This is a genomic window from Enterobacter sichuanensis (assembly GCF_002939185.1).
In the GTDB taxonomy this organism is placed as follows: Bacteria; Pseudomonadota; Gammaproteobacteria; order Enterobacterales; family Enterobacteriaceae; genus Enterobacter; species Enterobacter sichuanensis.
The window spans coordinates 1-21,916 of record NZ_POVL01000018.1 but is presented as its reverse complement, the minus strand read 5'-3'; the positions used below and the strand labels follow the sequence as shown (position 1 = coordinate 21,916).

Below are 21,916 nucleotides of genomic sequence, written 5' to 3'. Positions count from 1 at the left end.
GTCTTTGAGGCAAGGTTCATGACGACCACAGAACAACAAATCGAACTCGATCTGATCGCCAAGCTCGGCGACCTCAAGTACACCTATCGCCCCGACATTCGCGACCGCGCCGCGCTCGAAGCCAACTTCCGAGCCAAGTTCGAAGCGCTGAACCGCGTGCATCTGACTGACAGCGAGTTTCAGCGCTTGCTCGACGGCATCATCACGCCCGATGTCTACGGCGCTGCCCAGCGGCTTCGCAACATCAACAGCTTCGAGCGCGACGATGGTACGCCGCTGAACTACACCCTGGTGAACATCCGGGACTGGTGCAAGAACGACTTTGAGGTCGTCAACCAGTTGCGCATGAACACTGACAACAGCCATCACCGCTACGACGTGATGCTGCTCATCAACGGCGTACCGGTGGTGCAAATCGAGCTGAAGACCTTGGCGGTCAGCCCGCGCCGGGCCATGCAGCAGATCGTTGATTACAAGACTGACCCCGGCAATGGCTATAGCAAGACACTGCTGTGCTTCCTGCAGCTCTTCATCGTCAGCAACCGCACTGACACTTGGTATTTCGCCAACAACAACGCACGGCACTTCAGCTTCAACGCAGATGAGCGCTTCTTGCCGGTTTACCAGTTTGCCAGCGAAGACAACAAGAAAATCACGCTGCTCGATAGTTTTGCCGAGAAGTTCCTAGCCAAGTGCACTCTAGGGCAAATGATCAGCCGCTACATGGTGCTGGTGGCCAGCGAGCAGAAGCTGCTGATGATGCGGCCATACCAAATCTATGCCGTCAAAGCCATCGTGGAGTGCATCCACCAGAATTGCGGCAACGGCTACATCTGGCACACCACCGGCTCAGGCAAGACGCTGACTTCGTTCAAGGCGTCCACCCTGCTCAAAGACAATCCGGACATCGACAAGTGTCTGTTTGTGGTGGATCGCAAAGACCTGGATCGCCAGACTCGCGAGGAATTCAACCGCTTTCAGGAGGGCTGCGTCGAAGAGAACACCAACACCGAGACCCTGGTGCGCCGCCTACTGTCGGATGACTACGCCGATAAAGTCATCGTCACCACCATTCAGAAGCTGGGCCTGGCTCTGGATGGGGCCAACAGACGCAACTACAAGGAGCGGCTGGAGCCATTACGCAACCAGCGCATGGTGTTTATCTTTGATGAATGCCACCGCTCACAATTTGGCGACAACCACAAAGCCATCAAGGAGTTCTTCCCCAACGCCCAGCTTTTTGGCTTTACCGGCACACCCATCTTCGAGAAGAACGCCAGCTACCAGCAGATCGAAGGTCAGCAGGCCAGTTACCGCACGACCGACGACCTCTTCCAGCGTTGCCTGCATCAATACACCATCACCCACGCCATCGAGGATCGCAACGTCCTGCGCTTTCACGTGGATTACTTCAAGCCCGAAGGCAAGAATCCTCCCAAGCCTGGTGAAGGTGTGGCCAAGCCCAAGGTCATTGAAACCATTCTCGCCAAGCACGATGCAGCGACCAATGGCCGCAAGTTCAACGCGGTGTTGGCAACGGCCAGCATCAACGATGCCATCGAGTATTTCGAACTGTTCGCGGAGATTCAAAAACAAAAGACCGAGCAAGATCCTGAGTTCCGTCCGCTGAACATTGCCTGCGTATTCTCTCCACCTGCCGAGGGAAATAAGGACGTACAACAGATTCAGGAAGACCTGCCGCAAGAGAAAGAAGATAACCAGCAAGACCCCGAGGGCAAGAAGGCTGCGCTCACGCGCATCGTGGCCGACTACAACGCCCGCTTCGGTACCAACCACCGCATTGGCGAGTTCGACCTGTACTACCAGGATGTGCAAAAGCGCATCAAGGATCAGCAGTATCCCAACAGCGATCTCCCCGCCGCGCAAAAGATCGACATCACCATCGTGGTGGACATGCTGCTCACCGGTTTCGACTCCAAGTACCTCAATACCCTATACGTGGATAAGAACCTCAAGCATCACGGCTTGATCCAGGCGTTTTCGCGCACCAATCGCGTGCTGAACGACAGCAAGCCCTATGGCAACATCCTCGACTTCCGTCAGCAGCAAAGGCCGGTCGAAGAGGCGATTGCACTGTTCTCTGGCGAGAAGATCGACAACCCGCGTGAAATCTGGCTGGTAGACCCTGCGCCCAAGGTCATCGATAACCTGCAAACCGCCACCCAGAAGCTGGCCGACTTCATGCAGTCGCAAGGCGTGGGCAATGCGCCGGAAGAAGTGGCCAACCTGAAAGGCGATGCCGCACGGGCGCAGTTCGTCAATCTGTTCAAGGAAGTACAGCGCCTCAAGACCCAGCTCGATCAATATACCGATCTCTCGGATGAGCAGAAGGCGCAGATCACCCAGATTGCGCCACCCGATCAGATGCAGGGCTTCAAAGGTGTGTACCTCGAAACGGCCAAGCGCTTGAAGGAACAGCAGGATCGCGACCAGACCCCGCCAGAAGTGCAGCAGCTTGATTTCGAATTCGTGCTCTTCGCCTCAAGCGTGATCGACTACGACTACATCATGAGCCTCATCGCCAAGCTGACCCAGCAGAAGCCCGGCAAGCTCACCATGAACCGTGAGCAGCTCATCGGCCTGATCCAGTCCGATGCCAAGTTCATCGACGAGCGTGAGGACATTGCCGAGTACATCCGGGGCTTACCGGTCAACGAAGCATTGGATGAAAAGCAAATCCGCAGCGGATTCGACCGCTTCAAGGCAGAGAAAAAAACACGGGAACTCACCGATCTCGCCAACCGCCACACACTGGACGCATCAGCGCTGCAAGCCTTTGTCGATGACATTTTGCGCCGCCGCATTTTCGATGGCGAACGCCTCTCCGAGTTGATGGCCCCGCTGGAACTTGGCTGGAAAGCCCGCACGCAGAAAGAGTTGGCCCTGATGGAAGAGCTGACACCACTGCTGCACAAGCTCGCCCAGGGTCGAGAGATTGCTGGTTTGGCTGCCTATGAGGAGGGGCGATGATGGGAACCGTCTTTACACAGGGGGCGCAGTGGGTTCGTGCGGACTTCCATCTGCACACCCGCGCAGATCGTGAGTTCAAGTACACAGGCGATGACAACTTCTACAACAGCAATTATGTGAACGCGCTGGAGAAAGCAGGTATCCAGCTGGGCGTCATCACCAATCACAACAAGTTCGATTTTGAGGAGTTCAAAGCGCTGCGCAAGACAGCGCAGAAGAAGGATATTGCGCTGTTGCCCGGCGTCGAGCTGTCGGTCAATGACGGGGCCAATGGCATCCACACCTTGGTTGTTTTTTCCGACGACTGGTTGGCCGATGGTCATGACCATATCAACCCCTTCCTGGGCGTTGCGTTTGAAGGAAAAATCCCTGCCCAGTACGAGCAGGAAAACGGGCGTTCCTCTCTGTCACTGTTGGAAACCATCAAGAAGCTGGAAAGCTATCACCGCGACTTTTTCCTTGTCTTTGCCCATGTCGAAGCACCGAGCGGACTGTGGGCCGAATTGGACGGGGGGCGTCTTGCCGAGCTGGGCCAGAACGAATTCTTCCGCCGTCGCACGTTGGGCTTCCAAAAGGTACGCACGTACAACAAGCTGCAAGAGAAAAACAAACCCTGCCGGACTAAAACGCAGCAGCATCTAGGAGACTGGTACCCCGCCGAGCTCGAAGGTTGCGACGCCAAATGCATCGAAGAGATTGGTCAGGGCAAAGCCTGTTACCTCAAATTGGGTGAACTGTCCTTTGATGCGGTCAAGTTTGCCTTGAGCGATCCTGCTTCGCGGGTCGTCACGGAGCCGCCCAAGCATCTCGCATCGCACATCCGCAGCATTCACTTTGACGGGGGCATCCTTGACGGGAAAACGCTGCATTTCTCGCCTGAACTGAACACGTTGATCGGCATCCGGGGCAGCGGCAAGTCTTCCATTCTGGAAGCAGTGCGCTACGCGCTTGATATTCCTCGCGGGGAGAAAGCGCAGGACACCAAGTACAAGGATGAACTGATCCGCCACACTCTGGGCAGCGGCGGCAAGGTGACGCTGACGGCCTGTGACGTATACGGACAGGAATTCACCATCTCCCGCATTTTCCGCGAAGCGCCGAACGTCTATCTGGACGGCAAATTGCAGCCCGGTGTATCGATCCGGGAAACTGTGCTGCGCCGTCCGATCTACTTCGGGCAGAAAGACCTTTCCAGCACCGGCGAAGGTTTCGAGACCGATCTAGTGGAAAAGCTGGTGGGCGAAAAGCTCCGCACACTGCGAGACGAAATCGAAACCCAACGCCAGCATGTGCGTGATGCTGCGCAACGCTGGCTCAAGCTCAGCAATACTGCCGAACTCAGGCGTGATTACCAGTCCCAGCTCACCGATGCCGAATTCCGGCTGAAGAAATTTGAAGAGTACGGGGTTGCCGACAAGCTGCAAAAGCGCCTTGGCTTCCAGCAGGATGCCAGTGCACTGGCACGCATGAAGGAGCGGGCAGACAGCTTTGTGCTCGCCCTCGGGCAATTGATCGCCGAGCACGAAGACGATCTGCGTAATGCCACGAGCTACGTCTCCAAGCAGAACCCCGACTTCTTCACGGCTTATTACGCCGAATTTACCAATCTCGTTGCCAAAGTCGATCAGCTCAAGCAAATCGAGCAAGAGGCCCGCGCTGTTACCTCCCGGCTTCAATTCAAACAAGGCGAGTTCGATGCCGCGCGCCAGAGTCTTCAGGAAGAGTTTGCCCAGGTCGAACGTCAGCTGGCTCAGGAACTCAAGCAGACCGGCATGACGGCCATCCAGCCGGATGACTTCCTGACCCAACAGCAGCGTAAAACCAAGGCGGAGCAAATGCTGGAGGCGCTCGCCAAGCAGGAAAGCCAGCAGAGCAGCATCCGCGACGCACTGTTTGCCGAGATCGACAAGCTCAACGGCCTGTGGCTGCGCGAGTTCAACGCCATCAAGGCCGAACTGGATCGGGTGAACGCTGGCCATACCGCCCTGCAGATCGAAGCCGACTTCAAAGGCGACAAGGAAGCCGCCATCAGTTTCATGCAACAGCTCTTCAAGGGCAGCAACATCCGCGAAACCACCCTGCGCGCCGTGATGGAGGATTACGCCGATTTCGGCGGCCTGCTGCGTGATTTGCCAAACGCCTTGAAAAAAGCGGGCAGCACGCCGGAGGTGTTCGAAAAGACCTTTATGCAGAACCTGACGGAGTTCGTCACCTGGCAGGTGCCTAACCGTTTCGTCATTCGCTATCGCGGCAAGGAACTCAAGCACCACTCGCTCGGGCAGCGTGCTTCCGCGTTGCTGCTATATGTGCTCAGCCAGCGCCAGAACGACGTGATCATCATTGACCAGCCGGAAGACGATCTGGACAACCAGACCATCTACGACGACGTGATCAAGCTGCTGCGCGAGATGAAGCCTCACGCCCAATTCATCTTCGCTACCCACAACGCCAACTTTCCGGTGCTGGGTGATGCGGAGCAAGTGCATGCCTGCCGCTATCAGGATGAGCAAGTCGCCGTACAAAGCGGCAGCATCGACGCTCGTCCGGTGCAGGACGCCATCATCAACATCATGGAAGGAGGCCAACAAGCCTTCAACCGACGCAAAGAGGTTTACAACCTATGGAAACCACAGAACTGATCGACTGCTTGAGCCGTGGCGAAGACAGCCGCCATCAGTTCAAAGAGAACTTCACCAATGCCGACGCGCTGGCGGCGGAGATCGTGGCCTTCGCCAACACCGCTGGCGGGCGGATTTTCATTGGCGTGCATAACGACGGCACGGTGCTGGGCTTGTCTCACGCGGACATTGACCGCCTGAACCAGCTCATCTCCAACAGCGCCTCGCAAAATGTGCGGCCTGCGGTGAACCCGCTCACCGAAAATGTGCCGCACCCCAACGGCACCGTGATGGTGGTCACCGTTGTGGAAGGCGTCAGCAAACCCTACATGGACAAGAACGGAGCCATCTGGGTGAAGAACGGCTCGGACAAGCGCCGCGCCACCTCGCGTGAAGAAATCCAGCGCCTGTTCCAGCAAGCAGGGCTGGTGCATGCGGATGAGACGCCTGTGGCGGGCTTGAGCGCGGGCGATGTGGACCTGCCCTATTTCGAAACTTTCTTCGAACAGCAATTTGGCGAACCGCTCGCCCAGCACAAGCAACCGCTGCCGCAGCTCTTGACCAACATGAACCTGATGAACCAGGGGCAGCTCAATGTGGCGGGCAGCCTGCTGTTTGCCAAAGCGCCGCAGTACGCACTGCCTGCCTTCATCGTCAAGGCGGTGGCTTTTGTCGGCAATGAGATCGAAGACCAGCGCTATATCGACAGCCGCGACATCACCGGTAAGCTAGCCGATGTGTTCCAGCAGTCGCTGGGTTTCATCGTCGCTAACACCCGTGCCACTCAGGGTGAACAGGGCTTCAACTCCCAAGGCCAATCGGAGATTCCGCGCATCGTCTGGGAAGAGCTGGTCGCCAACGCGCTCATCCACCGCGATTACTTCATCAGCGCGCCGGTGCGCGTGTTGGTGTTTGCCGATCGGGTCGAGATCATCAGCCCTGGTCATCTGCCCAACAACCTGACCATCGAAAACATCAAGGCGGGCAACTCCAATATGCGCAACCCGATTCTGGCGTCCTTTGCCGCCAAGCTGCTGCCGTATCGCGGACTGGGTAGCGGTCTGCTGCGCGCCTTGCGGGCCTGGCCGCAGATTGAACTCATTGACGACCGGGCTGGGAACCTGTTCAAGGCCATCGTGAAACGGCCGCAGGAGCAAGCAGCGTGAGTGAGAATAAAAAACAGCAGTTGGTGCCACGGTTGCGGTTTCCGGAGTATCGGGCCGAGGACGGATGGGGCTCTGAATTTGGAAATATGATCTTTGATCAAATTTCCAATAAAGATCACAACTCCGACCTCCCTGTTCTTGCCATAACCCAAGAGCAAGGAGCAATCCCTCGGGAAATGATTGATTATCATGTTTCCGTAACTGACAAAAGCCTAGAAAGCTACAAGGTGGTTGAAGTCGGCGACTTCATCATTAGCCTGCGTTCTTTTCAAGGCGGCATTGAGTTCTCTAGATATAGGGGGATTTGTAGTCCTGCTTATGTAATTCTACGACTGCGACATGGCCACTCTGAAGATTACTTTAGGCATTACCTAAAAACTGATCGTTTTATCGCTCAAATGATCAAAAATCTTGAGGGGCTTCGTGATGGAAAGATGATCAGTTACAAGCAGTTTTCCGAGCTTGAACTGCCAATCCCTCCACGCGATGAACAACAAAAAATCGCCGACTGCCTATCTTCGCTGGATGATCTGATCACGGCGGAAACCCAAAAGCTGGACACCCTCAAGACCCACAAAAAGGGCCTGATGCAGCAGCTTTTCCCCCGCGAAGGCGAAACTGTGCCCGGTCTGAGGTTTCCGGAGTTTCGAGACGCGGGTGAATGGGAGAAAAAGGCACTCGGTACGGTTTGCGATATGCAGGCAGGAAAGTTCGTTGCAGCGTCGGAGATTTCCGAAATACAAGCGAACGGCTATTTTCCATGCTTTGGCGGCAATGGTTTACGTGGCTACACCAAGACCTATAACCAGTCCGGTCGACATTCACTCATCGGCCGTCAAGGAGCACTTTGTGGCAATGTAAATCTCGTAGATGGTGATTTTTACGCAACTGAGCATGCCGTAGTAACAACGCCAAAAGCAGGCATTAGCACTGAGTGGCTTTTCTATAACCTCTGCAGGCTTAACTTGAATCGATTTGCCACGGGCCAAGCTCAACCCGGACTGTCCGTTGAAGTGCTTGAGAAGGTTGATTGTGCAGTCCCTCTTGACCAAGACGAACAACAAAAAATCGCCGACTGCCTGTCTTCCCTCGACGATCTGATCACCGCCCAAACCCAGAAAATCGATGCCCTCAAGACCCACAAAAAGGGCCTGATGCAGCAGTTATTTCCGACGCTGGATGAGGTGGGCGCATGAAGCCCGCCCAATCCTTCGCCGACTTGCCCGCGCTGGCCGCTCATCTGCGCAGCGAGCTGGAGAACAAGAAAGCCATCCTGCTCTATGCCTACAACGGCACGGGCAAGACGCGGTTATCCATGGCCTTCAAGGACATGGGCAAGCAGGCCGAGGCTCGCGATACCCTGTACTTCAACGCATTCACTGAAGACCTGTTCCACTGGAATAACGATCTGGCAGGCGATGCGGACCGGCGCTTGCTGCTCAACAGGGATTCGCGATTCTTTCAGGGGCTGTTCGATCTGGAGATGGATAACCGCATTCGCCCATTGCTGCGGCGTTACGCGGATTTCGACTTCCGGATCGACACCGAGGGCCCAGAGTGGGCGGTGCGCTTTTCCCGCCTGGTGGATGGTCAGACCGTTGACAACATCAAGGTGTCACGCGGCGAGGAAAACATCTTCATCTGGTGTTTTTTTCTGGCTGTGGTCGAACTGGCGATGGACGCCGATATCGAGGCGTACCAATGGGTGAAGTACCTGTATATCGACGATCCGATCTCGTCGCTGGATGAACACAACGCCATTGCCGTCGCCAATCACCTGACGCAGTTGCTCAAGCGGCAGGACAACCGGCTCAAAACGGTAATTTCCACGCACCACACCTTGTTCTTCAATGTGCTCTGCAATGAGCTGGGCAAGGCGCGCCGCTATGTGATCAACAAGCACCCGCCCAGCGGCGGCTATCTGCTGCGGCCCGAAGAGGGCGATACGCCCTTCTTCCACCACGTTGCGGCCTTGGCGGAACTCTATCTGGCGGCGCAGGAAGATCGTTTGTTCACGCACCATTTCAACATGCTGCGCACGATTCTAGAGAAGACGGCGAGTTTTCACGGCCACAAAAACTTTTCTGCCTGCATCAAGCAAGAGGATGATGATCCGGACGGCATTTTGCACGCGCGCCTGATCAACATCCTCAGTCACGGCAACTACTCGCTGTATGAGCCGCAGCAGATGCTCGATGAGAACAAGGCTTACTTTAAGAAGATTCTGAACGACTTCCTGAATCGCTACCCCTTCAACCCCGATTTGTTCCCTCAAGTTCCTGAGGCCGCAACAGCAGGTACACCATGACCGAATCCGAAAAGCAAAAATTGGGCAAGACCCTCTGGGCCATCGCCGACCAACTGCGTGGCGCGATGAATGCGGACGACTTCCGCGACTATATGCTGGCTTTTCTCTTCCTGCGCTATCTGTCGGACAACTACGAGGCCGCCGCGCAGAAGGAGCTGGGATCGGACTATCCAGACCTTCCTTCCGATGTGTTGAGGCAGACCGGCGTGAATACGCCGCTTCAAGCGTGGTACGAGGAAAATCTGGACGACGTACCCGACTTCGAGAAGCAGATGCGCCGCAAGGTGCATTACGTGATCGAACCCCAATACCTGTGGGGCAACATCGCCGAGATGGCGCGCACGCAGGATGCCGAGCTGCTGCATACCTTGCAGAAGGGCTTCAAGTACATCGAGGAAGAGTCCTTCGCCAGCACCTTCCGGGGCCTGTTCTCGGAGATCAATCTGGCGTCGGACAAGCTGGGCAAGACCTACAGCGAGCGCAATGGCCGCCTGTGCAAGATCATCGCCGAGATCGCCAAGGGGCTGGGGCAGTTCTCTACCGATAGCGACACGCTGGGTGATGCCTACGAGTACCTGATCGGCCAGTTTGCGGCAGGCTCGGGCAAGAAGGCCGGCGAGTTCTACACGCCGCAGCGTATTTCAGACATCTTGTCGGCCATCGTCACGCTGGACAGCCAGGAGCCAGCCACCGGCAAGCGCCCGCATCTGGATAGCGTCTTCGACTTTGCCTGCGGCTCGGGCTCCTTGCTGCTCAATGTGCGCCGTCTGATGGGGCCGCATGGCATTGGTAAGATTTACGGCCAGGAGAAGAACATCACCACCTACAACCTGGCGCGCATGAACATGCTGCTGCACGGGGTGAAGGACTCGGAGTTCGAGATTTTCCATGGCGATACCCTGCTCAACGAGTGGGATATGCTGCGCGAGACCAACCCAGCGAAGATGCCGAAGTTCGACGCGGTGGTGGCCAACCCGCCGTTCAGCTATCGCTGGGAGCCGAGCGAGGCGCTGGGCGAAGACGTGCGCTTCAAGAATTACGGCCTGGCACCGAAGTCCGCCGCTGACTTTGCCTTCCTGCTGCATGGCTTCCATTTCCTCAAGCAAGACGGTGTGATGGCAATCATATTGCCCCACGGTGTGCTGTTCCGTGGCGGTGCCGAGGCTCGCATTCGTACCAAACTGCTCAAGGATGGGCATATCGACACCGTGATCGGCCTTCCGGCGAACCTGTTCTTCTCTACTGGCATACCGGTGTGCATCCTGGTGCTGAAAAAGTGCAAGAAGCCGGACGACGTGCTGTTCATCAACGCTGCCGAGCATTATGAGAAGGGCAAACGCCAGAACCAGCTCTTGCCGGAGCACATCGACCAAATCATCGACGCCTACCAGTACCGCAAGGAAGCGCCGCGTTACTCTCGCCGGGTGAGCATGGAAGAAATCGAGAAGAACGATTTCAACCTGAACATCTCGCGCTATGTGAGCACCGCGCAAGCTGAGGAAGAGATCGACCTGGCAGCGGTTCATGCCGACTTGGTTGCCGCCGAGAACAAGATTGCAGACGCCAAGGCGCGCCACAATCAGTATCTGGCTGAGTTGGGGTTGCCTCCGCTGCCTTAACAAAGGCAAAGCCGATTGGTTTGCAACGTGATGCCATCACGGTTCACTTTGCAAACCGTAATGGCGAGAGTCGATCCCTTGGTCGGCCCATTACTTGTGACGCGGGCGGTACAACCGACTTTCCGCACCTGATTCTGGATTTTTTTCGGCGACGTTCGCTACACGTTTGACGAAGTTTGCTAGGTTCCGCGATTCTCACCGTTTGGCTCCAGCCTGCGGTAGGTATGCCGATGATGGTTAAGACATCTGTGATCTGGTCATACCTTGGCAACTTAACCGAGCAACACTAATGCAAGACACCATTGGTGTCAGGAAGTTATTTATCGGCCTCTCGGTCACGCGACATTCGTCACATAAAGTATTCTCGAAATTAGGTGCGGAATGACGGGTACAATTACTCCCTGAGGCTGATCACCGACCAGCAGCACGCTTCCGCGCTCACGGCAGGCCGGCACGCAGTTTGAGGGGTTGCTGCGAGTGTCTTGGGGTATCGTCGTAGAATGGGGGTATCTCTGGGGGTATATTATGTGCGCGGTAGAATGATCCGTTGCGCAACGCCCCGCAAGAATCGGATTTTTATGGGGATTTTAGGTTCAACGTGTAACTTTTTAGTTTCAACGTCTGAGTCGTCTTTAATGAAAAAAACCACGCCCTGGCGTGTTTTTTTTATTGCGGGGTCAAAACACATTGTCTAAGAGTTCTGTCTTCATACTGGGTTCAAAGGGAATGATCTCAACAGTCGCAAGCTTTAACCTCTGAAAAGGATCCTCGCGTAAGAGCTCTTCAAGAGAAGCAAGACTCTCGCATTTAGCGAGAATGACACTACCGTTTCTTGGGATCCCTCTACCGGATGTCAGGAAAATCCCCTCTGCGTACCCCTTTTTAAGCCACTCCACATGAGCAGGTATCGCTTCGTCGATTTCTTCGAGTGGTTTTATATAGGGCTAAAATAACTTCGTAAACTGTGCTCATCCTTTGCCTCTCAGTTTGTCTTATCGCAAGTAATAATTAAATCTTCCGTTGGTTTTACAGAGACGAATCCACTTATAGCATATGATTACATTATAATTCTTAGCGGAGCTTTAAGTCTTAACAAGGGATCGCTACGAGATATTACTATATGCCTCAACATAATAATGCCATAACATACAATAAAACTGACAAGATATTACTTCTTAAATTTTTTATTTAACTTAATCACTAAAAATAAAGTTATCTTCTGCCAGATTATTTTTTTTCCTGTATTCTTTTTCCCACTCAAAGTATCCGTCAGGTTCATCTGGAGAAACTCCCTTTGTCCAATATTGATCATCATAAGCAATTAACATTGCCCAATGATACTCACTTTCATGACTGCGCAAAGCGACAGACATGTAGTCATTTTCCTTAATACGAACAAGTGGAGAGGCTAATACTATACGTTCAGCCTCACTCTCTGTTTTATTCGCATATTTAACAATAATCGCTTTAATCAACTCAACCCAACTATAGTAATTAAAAATAACACTTTCATTAGAATTACTGAATTGAATACCATCGATAATATTCATTGACCTTTACACTTTTTTTTACTTTATAACGTTCAAACACGGCTGCTGCTTTATTTGAGAAAATAGCAAGCTGTGAACCTATGGGCTTAGCCTTTCCTCCTTTTTTTACAGCACCTGGGTTTGCTAACATTGGTCCACTTACAGCATCATAACTATGTGCAAGTGTGTTGGCTCTACCCTGAGTTACAAATTTAGCCCATTCATTATCAGCAGACTCAAATACTTTTATATTTAGTTTATCGAGTTCTGAATTCGGTATATCAAATTGCGTTATAGTTGGATGTCCTCTCAGCTCTGCCCATTTAATAGCCTGTGATTTATCAGTAGTTACGTAAAAACCACCTTGATTAGAAGGATTAAAATCTAATCCATGCCTCCCCATAGAAGGATTAATCTCGCCCCGAATATCACTAGCATGATAGAAAGTCGTTGATGATAAGCCAAGAGGATCAATATATTTCAGCGCATTCGGCGCATACTGGTAAAGGTTTATCCCCCCCGCCACCCCTATCGGGTCATCGGAACGATCCCGACGCCATCATACTTTTTAACACGCTACCGCCCGCGCCGTTTCTGGCTTCCCGGCTATCACCTTTTACTTATTTAACAGCACGTTAACTCAACTTTCCCGACGCGCCTTTTGAAGCCCGTTCACCATACCACCGCCGTTCCTCCCTGTCATTACCGGTTCTGCTCCGGGATCACACTGTGCCTCCCACGGCAACCCGTGACAGACGCGCAGCTTGCTGCGTGGCTGGCGCGGGTTCTGCGGGGGCGGGCGGCACAGAGCCCGCAGGCGACGGCACGGCGCCCTGTGGCACCGCTGCCTGACCGGGGGTTGACCCTGCATGACCACACAGAACCAGGGCGGGTGGCGGAAGCTGGCGAGGCGGGAACGAGTGACGCGCGGTCTTTTGCGCGGCACGAGCCGCCGCAGCCAGACGACGCCGGGCGGGCATTAAGCCCTTCAGCGGAGGCCGCAGGCCGACAACCCTTTTCAGCAGGCTTTCACACGACACCGCCGCCGCAGAACCGCACCGGAGCCGCCAGGGAAGGCGGCGACCTGCCGAAGAACAACGCCGCCGCCGACAGCAGAGCGAACGTCAGTGAGCTGTGCGCAGCTCCGGGCTGCGGGGCCGAACGCGGGGGCGCCCGACATAATGCAGATTATGCGAACACGAGCCGCGCACAGCGGGTCGGGTTCGCCTTTGTGGCCGCCCGGCGAGAGTGCGCATAATCTCCTGCATTATGTTTAATGACCGGGGCCCGGCCGCACCGCACTTCCATATGCCACCGCAGCCACTGCCGGGACGCGGGCATTTACCCCCGCGCACACCAACCGTAAAACCAAAGTCCCTACCGGATATTCGCGCAGCCCCAGCCTGCACCTTAAGGGTAACTGGCTCGCAGAGGCGGGATTTGAGACAGGGCGGGGCGTGACGGTGAAGATTTCGGAGGGGTGCATTGTGCTGATGGCGGATAATAACGAGATGCAGGAGCTGCGCGAGCAGCTTTATCAGGCTAAACAGGTGGTCAGGGGAATTAAAGACGGAATGTTTAGCGTACTGAACGGGAATTAAATAATAAAAGTGCCGGGAAGATTTAAGTTCTTGCCCGGCTTGGTAACTTCTAATAACTTTGAATTATTTCTCCAGCTATACCCGTGTCTACATCGAATGAAAACCGATAATCACAACCATTTACATTAATAAAAAAGAAAAGAATATCAGATATATAATAAACATCATGGAAAATGATATCTTTTATTTTTTTATCAATAATACCTTTAACATTCCACATAATATCACCTGCCGGATTTAAAATATAAGCCTGAGATTTATCTTTATCAAACGGCGCTCTAACTAAGGCTACTCCAGTATCACCCAACAATAAAAGTGGAATTATTTTATTGTCATCTCTGATTTCTATCTTTTTAGTACCATACAACCATGATACTCCTGTTGGCAATAAATCAAATACGCTCAACTTATTGGGATTTGACTCTTTATCATATTTACCAAGCTCATCTAACACACTAAAATTGACAATAGTATTCATATCAGCCACCACATTTACCACTATAGATTTTTCTTGGTTTGCCAACAGGTACAAGCTTTGCTCTATCTTTATAATTAAGTATTTGTACCTGAGTTCCTCCTCCAGGGTAAATCTTACCGCCAGAAACTTGGGGTCCTACAGGACCCGTTTGAATTTGAACACCTTCAGGTATATAGAATTTTTGAACATGCGATATTTCTGGTTTAAATTCGGGAATTACAGCCAACTCATTTCTAACATAATTCACATTAGGTATATGATCTAATGTAGCCCATCCACCTGGGGTAGATTGCCCTGGTGACATAGCCATTTCAACTATTATTCCACCCTTCGGTACTGGAATAGAATTTAAAGTAGCACCAGTTCCCCATGGATCTAAAGACGTAGGTGCAGGTAAAGCTAAAGGATTTAACCCAAGCGGATCAATATATTTAAGAGGATTTGATACATAACTGTATAAGTTTAACCCGCCTCTTAGCCCTATCGGGTCCTGCTGCGTAAACCGTCCGCAGTCCGGGTCGTAATACCGGAACAGATTGTAGTGCAGCCCTGTCTCACGGTCCAGGTATTGCCCCTGCATCCGCAGGTTCTGAGAATATCCTGATCCCTGCGTCTCGCTTTCCCGCAGCAGCTTACCCCAGGCGCCGTTCACCCCTTCCCAGCGCACCTGCCCTTCGCTATCCGTCATCCGCTCCGGCGTGCCGTTGGGCTGACAGTGGAACCAGAAGATCTCCGGCGCTTCCACGCCGTCAATTCGCGCCAGCGGGTCGTAGCTGTCCTGGTCGCTGTAGACATAGGTCAGAGGCACGTCTCCGTGCAGCTCCTGCAGCAGACGGAACCCTTCCCAGACAAACCGGGTGGTCACCGGTTTGCCGGTTGGCTGACCGCCCAGCATCTGCTGGCGCGTTTTGCTGATGCGGCGTCCGAGCGGGTCGTAGCGGAAGCTGACCTGCATCTGCGGCCTGTTGCGATCCCGCGGCTGGCTGATAACCTCCGTCAGGCGGTGTTCGCCGTCGTACCGGTAGTGCCAGCGCGTCTGGCCGTTATCCTTCTCCACGGTGCGGCCGTGGATGTCATAACGCCAGCGAATGCCGTTCAGCTGCGTCAGGCGGTTGTGCGTGACCTTCTCAGCAGAACCTTCCAGCGGGTTACCGGCTGCATCCCAGCGCCACTGCTCCTGGCCAGGCAGCGTGCCGTCCTGAACGAGCAGGCGCCCGGCGCTGTCGTACTGCCAGCGGTACCAGCTGAACGGGTTATCGTCCCGCTCTTCTCGCACCAGGTTATTGCGGTAGTCGTAATCCCAGCGGCGGGACCAGCGGCGCGGCGACGGGCGCTGGGCATTGCCGGTAAAGACGTCCCGGCGGTGCAGTCGGCCGAGGCGGTCGTACTCGCTGCGGGTGGTCAACAGCCCCTGGGTGCGGCTGGTCTCACGGTGGAGTTCGTCGCGGGTAAAATCGGAGACCGACAGCTTGTCGAGAGCAATGCTGAGCAGATGCCCGCTACCGTAGTAGAACTGCTTCAGCTCGCGGCCATCGGGCAGCGTGACGGAGGTGCGGTTGCCCAGCGCGTCATACTCCCACGCCAGCTCACCGTGCTCGCCCGCTTCGCGCGTCACGCGACCGAGTGCGTCATATTCGAAGGCAAGCTCCTGCTCTGCCTCGGTGCTCCACGCGTCGGCTGCAAGCGCAGGATGCAGCCCAATCCGGCTTAACAGCCCGGACGGAGTGTAGTGGTAGCGGGTCTGTCCTTCCGGCGTGGTGCGGGCGACCAGCTGGCCACTCGCGCTCCAGGCGAAGGCGTGGGTGATGGCCTCCGGATGCCCGGCGGCAAAGGTGCGAGCAATCGTGCGCCCGCAGGCGTCATAGCGATATTGCGAGGCCACGCCATCCAGCCCCACCTCTTCCAGCAGCAGCGAGTCTGGCCCCCAGCGGAACTGATACGCTTCGCCGTTTTCGTTTTCAAGGGCAATCAGACGCCCGCGACTGTCCCAGCGGCGGCGAACTTCCTCACCCTGCGTATTACGCGTGGTGGTTAAGCGTCCTGCCTCATCGTATCTGAACTCCCTTTCTTTACCATCAGCGCCGGCATGCTTCACCGGCAGGCCGCGTGCGTTCCATTTGAGTGACTCCGTCCAGCCTTCGGGACGATCGAGCTGCACCGGGCGCCCTGCGGCGTCGTAGCGATAACGCGTCTCTTCGCCGTCAGCACCCGTCTCGCTCTCCAGCCAGCCCAGCGGATGATAGCGATAGCGGGTTGTGCGGCCAGAGCAGTCCGTCGCGCGCACCACCTGTCCCGCCTCGTTGTACTCCTGGTGGCGGCTGTTGCCGGCGGCATCGACCTCCTCAACGACCTGACCAAACGCGTCCCGGTGCAGCAGCATCGTCTGCCCCATCGGGTCCACCACGCGCTGCAGGCCGTGATGTTCGTCGTACCAGAACCGGGTAGCGCTGCCGTCGGCTTCAATGATGGCTGACGGCAACGCGCGATGTTCCAGCCAGGTGGTGGTGCGGGCATTACCGTCGGCGTCGATCTCCTGCACCCGGTTGCCCATCTCGTCATAAACAAAGGTGACGGCGTTACCCAGCGGATCGATGCGACGCGTCAGAAGTTCGTTGTCATCCCACTCGTAGCACCAGTTTTCACCGCGCTCGTCTACGTAGCGGACAATCAGGCTCTGCGCATTCCAGTAGTGCTGACGCTTCTGACCATCATAGTGCTCGACGGTCGTCTGCCCGGCGGCCAAATCGTAGCTAAAGCGGCAGCCGTCGCCGGTGCTGGTGCGGTTTTCCACCACGCGCCAGTGGTCAAATTTTTGCCAGCGGTACTCGCTCTCCAGCCCACCCGGCAGGCGGTGCCAGACCATCAGGCCGTGGTCGTTATAGCGGTATTCGCGGGTGACGACGCCAGATGCATCCGTCGCGCTCGCCAGCTGACCGCGTGCGTCGTAACCCCACTGCATTAGCGGCCAGGTACGCTCGCCGTCGAAATGGCTGGCTGCGGTCACGCGCTGCGGGAACCGTTCGTCCTCATAGCGCAGGGTGACATCTATCGCCCGTGGCTCATCGTGAAGACCAACCAGACGTCCGTGCTCGTCCCACTCGGTCAGCAGGGCGTTGCCGTATTCATCGCTCAGCGAGGCCAGACGCAGGATGGAGGGGTTGGCGCGGGTCGGTTTGTACAGACGCCACACCGCGCCGTCATCGTCGGCAATTGCCACGTCGCCGCTCTCATTGCGGCGGATAATAATGCCTTCGCTGATGCTGTAAAACGCCCGGTCGACAGGAGGCAGTTCAAAGCTCAGCTCGCGTCCGGTTTCGTCGAACCAGGTCGCGCTGTTCTCTTCCAGCCTCAGATAGCTGTCAAAAGAGGTAGCCCAGCCCAGGCCAAACAGCCCTTCGCGGGTGGTCAGGCTGTTGTAGCTGCGCTGCCAGCGAAGCGGGAAGCGCCCCGGCAGCGAGAAATCGAGTTCATCATCGTCGTTCAGCACCTTCACGCCGGTGGCGGCGTGAACCGGGTGCGAAGAGCCAAACACGGCATTGACGGCCATATCGGCCAGCATCCCGCCGCCGGCTGCCGCCAGCGCGCAGGGCATGTTTTTCAAAATCTTGCCCGGACGGCCGCGCAGCAACGAGAGCGCAATCATCCCCAGCGCCAGGCCTGGGGTTTTGCCGCTTTTGATATCGCGAACCGTGAGCGTGTCGCCGCCAATAATCACGTTCGGGGAAACGTCATCGGAAACGGTCCCTTCACAGGTGGTGCGATCTTTCGCACGCACCGCAGGCTGGCCGTTGATGAAAACGCTTTTTGAACCTTCCGCCAGGTACTGCGGTCCGGAGTGCTTTTCGCACGCCACCTTGTCTTCTTCCAGCGGCGAGGTCCCCGCGGCGGCTGACGCCACGCTCGGCTGCCACATTTCGCTGCCAAACTGTCCGGCAGCGGAAAGTAGCATGCCTGCGTAATCGGCAAAGCTGCCCGGTGACTGCGGCTCAGGTGACGGGGTATCTGCTGGCGTCAGCGTGCCTGCCGCGCGCGCGGCAGGGAGCGCATTGGTCAGAACGTTGCTGGAGCCGGTGGTGATTTTACCCGCAGGCGACGGCGGGAAAAGCGCGTTGCCTAACCCCTCTGCGGCGTTGCTGATATCGTCTGTGATCCCCGCCACGTTTGCCAGAACGCCGCCAATGATGCCGCTGAGCAAACAGCTGGAGCCAATCGCCGCCACGCCTGCGGCTGCCGCACCGGCTCCCAGCAATGGCGCCGCCACGGTAGCTGCTGCCCCCACCGCCGCGCCGATCACCGCATAAGCGGCACCTTCCGCCACAATGCTGGTGATATCCGCAAAAATGCTGGAGTGAATAATCTCGTCGCCCTTACGGGCCGCGTTGTTATCGCTCATGCCTTACACATTCCGGTTGTCGTTTAGCGTCAGACTCTGCTTAAGCGCGCTCCAGCGCTCCTCGTCCTCTTCGGTAAATGCTCTGAGTGCTGAGAGAGTGAAAATCATCAATACCGGTTTGCCCGGCGTCTGCACGGCCAGCTGTTTTTGCCACAGGCGCTGCCCGTTATGGTCAAAGTGGGTTTCAACTTCCAGACCGGTGATTTTGCCGTCAGGCCCGGCTTTCACGTGCCGGAATTCGCTCTGGGCAATCTCACCCATTTGAGGTCGCAGGACATCCCACTGGCGGTGAAACTCTTTCTCATAATCGCTGCCATCCGGGATAGCGCCGCGGCTGACCACCACGGACAGCCCGCTTTCGTCATCGCGAATAATGTTCATGCTGTTATCCTGCCAGGCCGCAGGAAAAAGGGAAAATGAACCTTCCTGGAGGGTGTATTTCATAGGGGATCCGGGATAATTGATATTGAGAGAGATACGTTGGACTTTTGACTGGCTATTTTATTATTTAAGCCAGTGACCTTGCTGCTCAACTAAAATATGGCTGCCTTTGCTGACAACCAGTTTCAGTGGTGCATAGGTCACGGTATAGGTAACTTCACTATTCTTATAGCTTGAGCCGATTATTTTACCTGTGGGATCCTGCAGTGTTTTTCCTTTTAAGGCGATCGTACTGTTATCACTTTTACGTACACCGAGATAATACATCTGGCTACATTCACTCTCGAAACGCCCACATTTATTTACCAGAGAAATAGTGAACTTATCGGTATCGAGCTTTCTGGTTTCAGCGTTACGAACGGGATCAGCTTTATTTAACGTATAACGCAGTGGCGCATAATAATTCCCTTTCTGAGGAGGCGTCACTAAACGCCATTCCATTTTGCTTGCGTTAATTTCCAGAACTGCTTGTCCATCTACGCCGCCAAACGTGGAGTCGAACTTAACGTTCGCCCGATTGCCTGCAATCGTACCGCTTAGGTTGCGTTCATCCTCTGCAGGACAATCGATGCGGTTTCCTCTCTGAGAGATATAGCAATAAGACCCGGAAATACGGTCGCCTGATTCCACTAACCGCAGGGTTAACGTCGAGTCGGTTCCCGATTCGCCTGTCCATACCCCGTCAAATGCGCGTCTTGCCGGGCTGTTCGTTGCAAAATGCATCGCTTTGAATCTGGTCGCCCACTGCTGAATATCGGGATTCACCACCTGACTACGATCGGATGACTGATAATGAACAACCTCTGACTCAGGAACGACCCAGGCCGTATAGAGTTTGCCGTCAGGTTCAACGACCAAAGCGGACGCATTTTCCAGATAAAGATCTTTTAGCCAGCCTTCAACAAACAGCCCTCCGTCTGAGGTGGCATGGGGTTCGCCAAAGACATCGAAGTTGCTAATAAACGTCTCGTAATCGCTACCCAGCGTCTTCCTGAGCGTCTCTTTCACTTCGCTGTCGTTCACGATACGGCTTACGGTATCGAGCGCATTATATTGCGAGAGCTCAGGCGCGGCTGATGTTGCAACTGAGCCCAGTAATAGCGCTGTGAACAATGCGCATGCCAAATATCTCCTGGTCACAAATTACTCCCGGGCGCCATTGTCGTAATTCATTGTTATTGTCACAACCTTGTCGTCTTTAATCTCGAAAGAGAGCAGCCTGTTACTCAATTGATAAAAACACCATTGTTCCCCGGCATCATTTTCAATCTGACCATGGCCATATGCCCTGCTGAGTTCCCCGGCAGATGAACCCACATGAATACCGCGCGGCGTTTTACCCTCCCCTGCGGTCAGCGTAATCTGCGACACGATATAGTCATCAATACTGCGTTCGGCTTTATCCCACCAGAGATTGGAAACATAAATGCCGAACCCCGTCTTTTGATGCTGGTAGAATTTATAGTGGGTTTCGTCAAAAGGAACCTCACCGACAAAATGGCCCTCTACCGGCAGCTCAAATTTACGCGCAACGTCATCTGTCCATCTTTCGCCCAATGAAACCGTCTGGTCTTTCAGCTGCACAGTAAAATCCTGTTTAACTAAAACCGGTGGTATATCGTGTGCAAGCACCTCATAGCAGTTCAGAGAGAGACATATCACGGTAAAAGCGAGAAATGTTGGGGTGTGAATTTTCACGTTAATCATTTTTCATCGAATTTTTATTACCCGGTTCTCCGAAGGAGAAAAAGGCCTTTTATGACAATGAGATGTCTTAGTCCGCACTAATGACAACCGAGTCCAGACAATCAGGTTTATTTACGGTGAAACTAAAGCTTATTTTCTCTCCATTTTTGTCTTTTGACGCAGTGTAGCTGGTCACTTCATTCCCGGAGCGGCCTCGGGGATAGTCAGTTAACTCCAGATGCGGGTAGTGCTTTTTAACGGCATCAAGCGTTATGCACCGGCCGGAGGGCGAAAAACTGAGAAATGGTGCAACGCCGTCGCGTTCTTTACTTAAACGTAAGTCAATCGCGGTTATGTTCGTTCCGTCAGCGAGAGTGATATCCTCAGTAGTGTAGAAGTTAATATATTCATTATTTTTGATCATTTTAAACGGCAGCGGCGCGTCGCTCAGATTCCTAACGGATAACGTTTTGAGTGATGCACTCATCCTGGAAACGAAGATCCAAAGATCGTTTATTTTTACGTCTCCGCCACCCATCCCCGTCGTTAATAACGCGACAAACACCGCTCCCGCTTTACTCACCTTTGGTCGTGAATTTCGCCTGAACGGCCGCATCAATGTCTCCTTTGTGTCCCGCGCCCGGTGCCGTGGTACCCGGTTTTGTGCCAGAGGTATTCAGGTGTAGCTTACCGCCCGTCGTAATATGGCCATCCCCTTCCACAAAGAAGTTAAACTCTTTGCCGATCAGGCTAATTTTGCCGTTCGCGTTAAGCTCAATGGCGCTTTCACCGGAGACCAGCCTCAGCTTTGTTCCGGAAGCAATAACGTACTGCTCCACCGCCGCGTCCAGCTTGCCTTTCCCCGTCAGGATCTCAGTCCCGCCTTTCACCGCCTGGATCTGATTCGCCTCCACGCGATGCAGCTCATTTTTCTTCACGTAATGGCTACGCTCGCCGCCGACGCTGTGCGTTTCGTCATTCTTGATGCTGGTATCCATATTCCGCTCGGCCTGGATCCATACCTGCTCCGCGCCTGCCTTGTCCTCAAACCGCAGGGCGTTGGCGTTGTCGACCGAGCCGTCTTTT

The 21,916-nt window shown here is 54.7% G+C and carries 16 protein-coding genes and 3 pseudogenes; 7 read left to right on the top strand and 12 right to left on the bottom strand.

Annotated elements, in window-relative coordinates; all coding sequences use genetic code 11:
• Window positions 1–18 precede the first annotated feature (18 nt).
• From C5687_RS10180 to C5687_RS10155, 6 genes are read left to right on the top strand one after another with little or no spacing between them, the layout of a single operon-like run.
• A complete protein-coding gene (locus C5687_RS10180) occupies window positions 19–2,991 on the top strand; it encodes a type I restriction endonuclease subunit R (RefSeq protein ID WP_103259716.1) in 2,973 nt (990 codons plus the stop codon).
• Window positions 2,988–5,630 (top strand): TrlF family AAA-like ATPase, encoded by a 2,643-nt coding sequence (locus tag C5687_RS10175; protein WP_104556880.1) that lies wholly within the window; start codon window positions 2,988–2,990, stop codon window positions 5,628–5,630. Before C5687_RS10180 ends, C5687_RS10175 begins: the two co-directional genes overlap by 4 nt.
• The gene (locus C5687_RS10170; RefSeq protein WP_104556879.1) at window positions 5,612–6,775 is read left to right on the top strand and encodes an RNA-binding domain-containing protein; all 1,164 of its coding nucleotides are present in this window, start codon (window positions 5,612–5,614) and stop codon (window positions 6,773–6,775) included. Before C5687_RS10175 ends, C5687_RS10170 begins: the two co-directional genes overlap by 19 nt.
• Window positions 6,772–7,971, top strand: a complete 1,200-nt coding sequence (locus C5687_RS10165; RefSeq protein WP_104556878.1) for a restriction endonuclease subunit S — start codon at window positions 6,772–6,774, stop codon at window positions 7,969–7,971. The genes C5687_RS10170 and C5687_RS10165 overlap by 4 nt, the downstream gene beginning before the upstream one ends.
• A complete protein-coding gene (locus C5687_RS10160) occupies window positions 7,968–9,083 on the top strand; it encodes an AAA family ATPase (protein WP_104556877.1) in 1,116 nt (371 codons plus the stop codon). Before C5687_RS10165 ends, C5687_RS10160 begins: the two co-directional genes overlap by 4 nt.
• Window positions 9,080–10,702, top strand: coding sequence for a type I restriction-modification system subunit M (locus C5687_RS10155; RefSeq protein WP_104556876.1), 1,623 nt, complete (start codon window positions 9,080–9,082; stop codon window positions 10,700–10,702). The genes C5687_RS10160 and C5687_RS10155 overlap by 4 nt, the downstream gene beginning before the upstream one ends.
• Before the next feature lie 677 nt (window positions 10,703–11,379).
• Here the strand turns inward: C5687_RS10155 and C5687_RS10150 are convergent.
• From C5687_RS10150 to C5687_RS10135, 5 genes and pseudogenes are all read right to left on the bottom strand, one after another.
• A pseudogene (locus C5687_RS10150) lies at window positions 11,380–11,674 on the bottom strand (YciI family protein).
• A 221-nt stretch (window positions 11,675–11,895) separates the two neighbouring features.
• A complete protein-coding gene (locus tag C5687_RS10145; protein ID WP_104556875.1) occupies window positions 11,896–12,252 on the bottom strand; it encodes a hypothetical protein in 357 nt (118 codons plus the stop codon).
• Window positions 12,221–12,706, bottom strand: a complete 486-nt coding sequence (locus tag C5687_RS25045; RefSeq protein ID WP_373467671.1) for a DUF3990 domain-containing protein — start codon at window positions 12,704–12,706, stop codon at window positions 12,221–12,223. The genes C5687_RS10145 and C5687_RS25045 overlap by 32 nt, the downstream gene beginning before the upstream one ends.
• Window positions 12,680–12,775, bottom strand: a pseudogene (locus C5687_RS25355) (hypothetical protein); the annotation flags it as partial. The gene C5687_RS25045 and the pseudogene C5687_RS25355, both read right to left, overlap by 27 nt.
• 178 nt (window positions 12,776–12,953) lie before the next feature.
• Window positions 12,954–13,211, bottom strand: coding sequence for a hypothetical protein (locus C5687_RS10135; RefSeq protein WP_072060274.1), 258 nt, complete (start codon window positions 13,209–13,211; stop codon window positions 12,954–12,956).
• A 372-nt stretch (window positions 13,212–13,583) separates the two neighbouring features.
• Here C5687_RS10135 and C5687_RS10130 point away from each other — a divergent pair.
• A pseudogene (locus tag C5687_RS10130) lies at window positions 13,584–13,832 on the top strand (SymE family type I addiction module toxin); the annotation flags it as partial.
• 49 nt (window positions 13,833–13,881) lie between these two features.
• Here C5687_RS10130 and C5687_RS10125 read toward each other — a convergent pair.
• The 7 genes from C5687_RS10125 to C5687_RS10095 all read right to left on the bottom strand — a co-directional run.
• Complete coding sequence (locus C5687_RS10125) at window positions 13,882–14,310, bottom strand: hypothetical protein (protein WP_047958887.1); 429 nt, start codon at window positions 14,308–14,310, stop codon at window positions 13,882–13,884.
• A gap of 1 nt (window position 14,311) precedes the next feature.
• On the bottom strand, window positions 14,312–18,703 hold the full coding sequence (locus C5687_RS10120) for an RHS repeat-associated core domain-containing protein (RefSeq protein ID WP_104556874.1): 4,392 nt from the start codon (window positions 18,701–18,703) through the stop codon (window positions 14,312–14,314).
• 3 nt (window positions 18,704–18,706) lie between these two features.
• Window positions 18,707–19,147 (bottom strand): DcrB-related protein, encoded by a 441-nt coding sequence (locus C5687_RS10115; RefSeq protein WP_045286900.1) that lies wholly within the window; start codon window positions 19,145–19,147, stop codon window positions 18,707–18,709.
• A gap of 60 nt (window positions 19,148–19,207) precedes the next feature.
• A complete protein-coding gene (locus C5687_RS10110; RefSeq protein WP_238380470.1) occupies window positions 19,208–20,269 on the bottom strand; it encodes a hypothetical protein in 1,062 nt (353 codons plus the stop codon).
• 18 nt (window positions 20,270–20,287) lie between these two features.
• Window positions 20,288–20,728 (bottom strand): hypothetical protein, encoded by a 441-nt coding sequence (locus tag C5687_RS10105; protein WP_238380469.1) that lies wholly within the window; start codon window positions 20,726–20,728, stop codon window positions 20,288–20,290.
• A 190-nt stretch (window positions 20,729–20,918) separates the two neighbouring features.
• A complete protein-coding gene (locus tag C5687_RS10100) occupies window positions 20,919–21,413 on the bottom strand; it encodes a hypothetical protein (RefSeq protein ID WP_238380468.1) in 495 nt (164 codons plus the stop codon).
• The coding region (locus C5687_RS10095; protein WP_420796105.1) for a bacteriophage T4 gp5 trimerisation domain-containing protein at window positions 21,406–21,916 on the bottom strand (511 nt) is incomplete at its 5' end. The genes C5687_RS10095 and C5687_RS10100, both read right to left, overlap by 8 nt.

Bases quoted from the DNA above. Each gene is read 5' to 3' on its own strand.
- C5687_RS10180 (WP_103259716.1), top strand. From the start codon at position 19: ATGACGACCACAGAACAACAAATCGAACTCGATCTGATCGCCAAGCTC.
- C5687_RS10175 (WP_104556880.1), top strand. From the start codon at position 2,988: ATGATGGGAACCGTCTTTACACAGGGGGCGCAGTGGGTTCGTGCGGAC.
- C5687_RS10170 (WP_104556879.1), top strand. From the start codon at position 5,612: ATGGAAACCACAGAACTGATCGACTGCTTGAGCCGTGGCGAAGACAGC.
- C5687_RS10160 (WP_104556877.1), top strand. From the start codon at position 7,968: ATGAAGCCCGCCCAATCCTTCGCCGACTTGCCCGCGCTGGCCGCTCAT.
- C5687_RS10155 (WP_104556876.1), top strand. From the start codon at position 9,080: ATGACCGAATCCGAAAAGCAAAAATTGGGCAAGACCCTCTGGGCCATC.
- C5687_RS10145 (WP_104556875.1), bottom strand. From the start codon at position 12,252: ATGAATATTATCGATGGTATTCAATTCAGTAATTCTAATGAAAGTGTT.
- C5687_RS10135 (WP_072060274.1), bottom strand. From the start codon at position 13,211: ATGCCCGCCCGGCGTCGTCTGGCTGCGGCGGCTCGTGCCGCGCAAAAG.
- C5687_RS10125 (WP_047958887.1), bottom strand. From the start codon at position 14,310: ATGAATACTATTGTCAATTTTAGTGTGTTAGATGAGCTTGGTAAATAT.
- C5687_RS10120 (WP_104556874.1), bottom strand. From the start codon at position 18,703: ATGAGCGATAACAACGCGGCCCGTAAGGGCGACGAGATTATTCACTCC.
- C5687_RS10115 (WP_045286900.1), bottom strand. From the start codon at position 19,147: ATGAAATACACCCTCCAGGAAGGTTCATTTTCCCTTTTTCCTGCGGCC.